Origin of the sequence: Microbacterium sp. SCN 71-21 (assembly GCF_001725695.1) — a bacterium.
GTDB classification, from domain to species: Bacteria; Actinomycetota; Actinomycetes; order Actinomycetales; family Microbacteriaceae; genus Microbacterium; species Microbacterium ginsengisoli.
In genome coordinates, this window is record NZ_MEGA01000115.1 from 504 (window position 1) to 6,156 (window position 5,653).

Annotated in this window: 4 protein-coding genes; all 4 read left to right on the plus strand. The window is 68.5% G+C overall.

Annotation, left to right across the window (positions count from 1 at the left end; genetic code table 11):
- Positions 1-46: 46 nt before the first annotated feature.
- From ABT08_RS12730 to ABT08_RS12745, 4 genes are read left to right on the plus strand one after another with little or no spacing between them, the layout of a single operon-like run.
- A complete protein-coding gene (locus tag ABT08_RS12730; RefSeq protein ID WP_045245917.1) occupies positions 47-1,024 on the plus strand; it encodes a carbohydrate ABC transporter permease in 978 nt (325 codons plus the stop codon).
- Entirely contained in the window at positions 1,024-1,917 is an 894-nt protein-coding gene (locus ABT08_RS12735) for a carbohydrate ABC transporter permease (protein ID WP_048809471.1), read from the plus strand. The genes ABT08_RS12730 and ABT08_RS12735 overlap by 1 nt, the downstream gene beginning before the upstream one ends.
- Entirely contained in the window at positions 1,917-4,145 is a 2,229-nt protein-coding gene (yicI, locus tag ABT08_RS12740; protein WP_056205995.1) for an alpha-xylosidase, read from the plus strand. Before ABT08_RS12735 ends, yicI begins: the two co-directional genes overlap by 1 nt.
- Positions 4,142-5,539 (plus strand): glycoside hydrolase family 1 protein, encoded by a 1,398-nt coding sequence (locus tag ABT08_RS12745; protein ID WP_288115200.1) that lies wholly within the window; start codon positions 4,142-4,144, stop codon positions 5,537-5,539. The genes yicI and ABT08_RS12745 overlap by 4 nt, the downstream gene beginning before the upstream one ends.
- The last annotated feature ends 114 nt before the right edge of the window (positions 5,540-5,653 follow it).

Sequence of the window (5,653 nt, forward strand, 5' to 3'; positions counted from 1 at the left end):
GTTCACCGGCCCCGCCCCCACCGACCCGAACCGCGAGAGACCCACCATGACCAGTGTTCCCTTCGTCCGGCGCGCCCGCGCTCGACGCCTTCCTCCCGACGAACCGCTCATCCCGCAGCGGGGCCGTGCCGGACGCGGTGCGTACTGGCTCTACCTCGTCCCCGGGCTCGTGCTCCTCACGGCGGTGATCATCATCCCGCTCGCCTGGAACGTCTACCTGAGCTTCACGACGTGGCGGGGGATCAAGCCCCCCGTGTGGGTGGGCCTCGCCAACTGGACGCGGCTGCTCGGCGATGAGAAGTTCTGGACGTCGTTCGGGAACAGCATCTGGATGATCGTCGCGATGGTCGTGCTCCCGACGATCATCGGGCTGGTGCTGGCGGCGTTGCTCTTCGACGTCATCGGGCGCAAGTTCGGCGGCCGACTCGCGAGCTTCCTGCGGGCCACCTACTACCTCCCGCAGATCCTGCCGGTCGCCATCGCCGGCATCGTGATCGGCTGGGTGCTGCGTCCGCAGGACGGCGCCCTGAACTCGCTGCTCGAGGCCGTGGGCCTCGGCGGCCTGACCCACGACTGGCTCGGCAGCCCCGACACGGCGCTGTGGGCCATCATGGCGGTGCTCGTCTGGGTGCAGATCGGCTACCCGGTCGTCGTGTTCATGGCGGCCCTCCAGCGCGTGGACCCCGAGCTGTACGAGGCTGCCGAGCTCGACGGCGCGAACTGGTTCCAGCGCTTCCGCGCGATCACCGTGAGCATCATCCGACCGGAGATCTACGTGGTCGCCCTCACCTGCACGATCGCCGCGCTGAAGGTGTTCGGGCCCGTGTACGTGCTCACCCGCGGCGGGCCTGGAACGGCGACCATCGTGCCGTCGTACTACTCGTACAGCCAGTTCTTCCAGGCGCAGCAGGTCGGCTACGGCGCGACCATCGCCACCGCGCTCACCATCGTCATCGCGATCGTCGCGGTGCTGTTCATCCGGGCGCAGAACGCGTCCGAGCGCAAGGAACGGGCGGGACTCTGATGGCCGACACCATGACTCTCACGACGGGACGCACGGCGACCCGCCCGAACCGTCGCCCTCGGCGCGCCAACCGTGCGCGCGGCGTCGACTGGCTGATGCTCGCGTTCGCGATCGTCGCGGCGCTGCTCATCATCGCGCCGTTCTACCTGATCCTCGTGAACTCGTTCAAGACGCCCGCCGATTACTCCAACGGCGGACCGCTCGCGTTCCCGACGCACATCTCGTTCGACGGTCTCGCCGCGTTCTGGCAGCGCGTGGACTTCCCGCAGAAGGTGTGGAACTCCGTGTTCATCTCCGGCATGGTCGCCGTGCTGGCCGTGCTGATCTCGGTGCTCAACGCCTTCGCGATCGGCATCGGCCGCGTGCGCGGACGCACGTGGATCGTGCTGCTGTTCCTCCTGGCCAACCTGCTGCCGCAAGAGGCGCTCCTCTACCCGCTGTACTACATGGCCAAGGCGGTGGGGCTGTACAACAACGTCTGGTCGGTCATCATCATCTTCACCGTGATCCAGGCGGCGTTCGGCACCTACCTCCTGTCCGCGGTCTACGGCACCTTCCCCAAGGAAGTGCTCGAGGCCGCCGCGATGGACGGCGCCAGCCGGTGGCAGATCCTGTGGCGGGTGGTGTTCCCGATCAGCCGACCGACCCTGTCGGTGCTGCTCATCTTCTTCTTCATCTGGACGTGGAACGAGTTCCTCATCCCGCTCACATTCCTGGTGTCGAACGCGAACCAGACGGTGCCGGTCGCGATCAGCGTGCTGCAGGGCGATCGATTGATGGATGTCACCACGACGAGCGCGTCCGCACTGCTCGGCATCATCCCCACCCTCCTCTTCTTCCTCATCTTCCAGCGCACACTCACGCGCGGCATCACCGCAGGAGCAGTCAAGTAATGAAGTTCACCGACGGGTTCTGGCAGATGCGACCGGGAGTCGCTGCGCTCTACGCCCAGGAGGCCTATGAGATCGACCGCCGCGAGGACGGGGTCGACGGCGAAGCGCTCACCGTGCTCGCCCCGACCAAGGTGATCGAGCGGCGCGGCGATGTGCTGAACCGCCCGACGCTCACGGTGTCGCTCTCGTCGCCGCTGGAGGGGGTCGTGCGCGTGCGCGTCGAACACCACCGCGGCACGCCCGCGACGCCGGGCTTCCCGCTCCCGGGAGCGGGGCGCGCCGGCGCCGCACACCTCACCGAAGACGGGGGCGAGCTGGTCACCGGCGACCTGCGGGCCCGGGTCGGGAGGGGTGCGTGGGATCTCTCGTTCGAGCTCGCCGGGCGCCGCCTGACCGGCAGCGGACATCGATCCCTGGCCTGGGTGCACACCGCGGCGGATGCCTCGATCGACCCGGGTCCCGTGGACGGGGCCGCCGCCGAGACCGGCGTGCCGCGTCGGCGTCACTTCATGCACGCGCAGCTCGACCTCGGCGTCGGCGAGCTCGTCTACGGCCTCGGCGAGCGCTTCGGGCCGCTCGTGAAGAACGGGCAGACGGTCGACATCTGGAACGCCGACGGCGGGACATCCAGCGAACAGGCCTATAAGAACGTACCGTTCTACCTGAGCTCGGCCGGATACGGGGTCTTCGTGAACGACCCGGGTCACGTGTCCTTCGAGGTCGGCAGCGAGGCCGTCGAGCGCGTGCAGTTCTCGGTATCGGGTGAGGCGATCGAGTTCTTCGTGATCGCGGGGCCTACCCCCGCACAGGTTCTCGAACGGTACACCGCACTGACCGGCCGCCCGCCGATCGTTCCGGCATGGTCGTACGGCCTGTGGCTGTCGACATCCTTCACGACCGACTACGACGAGGCAACGGTCACGTCGTTCGTCGACGAGATGGCGCGGCGCGAGCTTCCCATCTCGGTCTTCCACTTCGACTGCTTCTGGATGCGCGAGTTCACCTGGTGCGACTTCCGCTGGGACGAGAGGGTGTTCCCCGATCCCGAGGGGATGCTGCGGCGACTCCACGACCGCGACCTCAAGGTGTGCGTGTGGATCAACCCCTACATCGCGCAGCACTCGGAGCTGTTCGAGGAGGGTGCTGCGCGGGGATTCCTCGTGCGCCGCCACGACGGCTCGGTGTGGCAGTGGGACATGTGGCAGGCCGGCATGGGGCTCGTCGACTTCACGAATCCCGACGCCGTCGCCTGGTACCAGTCGAAGCTCGAGGTGCTCCTCGGGCAGGGCGTCGACTGCGTGAAGACCGACTTCGGTGAGCGCATCCCGACGGATGTCGCGTGGTTCGACGGATCCGATCCGGAGCGCATGCACAACCTCTACGCCCAGCTGTACAACCGCGCCGTGCACGACGTGCTCGTGCGCGTGCGGGGAGAGGGCGAGGCGGTGCTGTTCGCCCGGTCGGGAACAGCCGGCGGCCAGACGATGCCCGTGCACTGGGGCGGCGACAACACCTCGAGCTTCGTCTCGATGGCAGAGACGCTGCGCGGCGGCCTGTCGCTCGCGCTCAGCGGGTACGCGCACTGGAGCCATGACATCGGCGGGTTCGAAGGCACGCCCGAGCCGCTGGTGTTCAAGCGCTGGACCGCGTTCGGTCTGTTGTCGAGCCACAGCCGCTTCCACGGCTCCGAGTCCTACCGGGTGCCGTGGTCGTTCGACGAGGAGGCGGTGGAGGTGACGCGCGTCTTCACCCATCTGAAGATGCGGCTGATGCCGTATCTCTTCCAGCTCGGCATCGCCGCGGCGGCGACCGGCGCCCCCGTGATGCGCCCGCTCATCCTGGAGTTCCCCGACGACCCGGCCGTCGCCTACCTTGACCGCCAGTACATGCTCGGCGCTGATCTGCTCGTGGCCCCGGTGCTGTCCGCGTCGGGCGAGGTGGAGTTCTACCTTCCCGCCGGGCCGTGGACGCACCTGCTCACCGGCGAGGTCGTCGAGGGCGGCGGCTGGCGTCGCGAAATGCACGACGTCACGAGTCTCCCCCTCTACGTGCGGCCCGGAGCGGTGCTCCCCTGGGGCGCCCGCACCGACCGTCCCGATTACGACTACCTCGACGGCCTGCAGCTGCGGGTCTTCCCGGGCGGTTCGGGCATCGCGACGATCACCGTGACGACACCGGATGGGCGTGCGCAGAGTTTCGACGTCGACCGCACGGCGGTGACGGGATGACGCATCCGCTCGTCTTCCCGCCGGGATTCGTGTTCGGATCGGCGACCGCCGCCTACCAGGTCGAAGGCGGGGCGACCGACGCCGGTCGCGGACCGTCGATCTGGGACACGTTCAGCCGCACTCCGGGGAAGGTCTGGAACGGCGACACCGGCGATGTCGCGTGCGATCATCTGCACCGGTGGGAGAGCGACCTCGACCTCATGGCGGAACTGGGCCTGCGGGCCTATCGCTTCTCGATCTCGTGGCCTCGCGTGATTCCCGACGGGCGCGGCGCAGTGAACAACGCCGGACTCGATTTCTACTCGCGCCTCGTGGACGGGCTCCGAGCACGCGGCATCCGTCCCGTCGCGACGCTGTACCACTGGGACCTCCCCCAACCGCTGGAGGATGCCGGGGGCTGGCCGGTGCGCGAGACCGCGGAGGCGTTCGCGGAGTACGCGGCGGTCGTCGGCGCAGCGCTCGGCGACCGTGTCGACACGTTCACGACGTTGAACGAGCCCTGGTGCTCGGCCTACCTCGGCTACGGGCAAGGCGGGCACGCGCCCGGACGCACCGAGCCGGCGGCGGCGCTCGCCGCCGTGCATCATCTCAACCTGGCTCACGGACTCGGTGCGGCGGCCCTGCGCGCATCCTCGACCGCGGATCCCGGCCTGTCGGTCACGCTCAACTTCCACGTGCTTCGCGGTGCCGGCGACGGCGCCGACGAGGCCGTGCGTCGCATCGACGCCCTCGCGAACCGCGCCTTCACCGGGCCCATGCTCCACGGGGAATACCCCGCGGATCTGCTGGCGGACACGTCCGCCGTGTCGGACTGGTCGTTCGTGAGGCCCGGCGATCTGGCACTCATCCACCACCCCCTGGACGTACTCGGGGTCAACTACTACTCGACGGCGACTGTGCGCCTGTGGGACGGAGCCTCCCCCCGCCAGAGCAACGACGGGCACAAGGCCGCGGCGGGCGGAACCGCCTGGCCGGGCAGTGACGCCATCGTCGAGTTCGTCGAGCAACCCGGTCCTCACACGGCGATGGGCTGGAACATCGCGCCCGAAGGCCTGACGGAGCTGCTGCTCGCCCTGTCGGCCGAGTTCCCCGCGCAGCCGCTCATGGTCACCGAGAACGGCGCGGCTTTCGACGACGTCGTCTCGCCGGACGGCCGCGTCGACGACCCGCTGCGAGTGGACTACCTCGCACGGCACTTCGCGGCCGCGCGCGACGCCCTCGATGCGGGTGTCGATCTGCGCGGGTACTACGTGTGGTCGCTGCTCGACAACTTCGAGTGGGGATACGGCTACGCGAAGCGGTTCGGCATCGTGCACGTCGACTACGCCACCCAACAGCGCACCCCCAAGGGCAGCTACCGCGCCTTCCAGGGCATGCTGCACAATACGAGGTGAGCTGGCGGCCGGATTTCGGCGGCCTGTGGCGCGCTCTAGCTGTCGAAGCTATGAAGGTTGTTCATTCGAGGGGGGACTGAGAAGCTGGGGTTGCGAAGCCAACCAACCTTCAGT

What these genes read in the sequence shown, in the direction of transcription:
- ABT08_RS12730 (WP_045245917.1), top strand. Translation starts at nt 47, where the DNA reads ATGACCAGTGTTCCCTTCGTCCGGCGCGCCCGCGCTCGACGCCTTCCT.
- ABT08_RS12735 (WP_048809471.1), top strand. Translation starts at nt 1,024, where the DNA reads ATGGCCGACACCATGACTCTCACGACGGGACGCACGGCGACCCGCCCG.
- yicI (WP_056205995.1), top strand. Translation starts at nt 1,917, where the DNA reads ATGAAGTTCACCGACGGGTTCTGGCAGATGCGACCGGGAGTCGCTGCG.
- ABT08_RS12745 (WP_288115200.1), top strand. Translation starts at nt 4,142, where the DNA reads ATGACGCATCCGCTCGTCTTCCCGCCGGGATTCGTGTTCGGATCGGCG.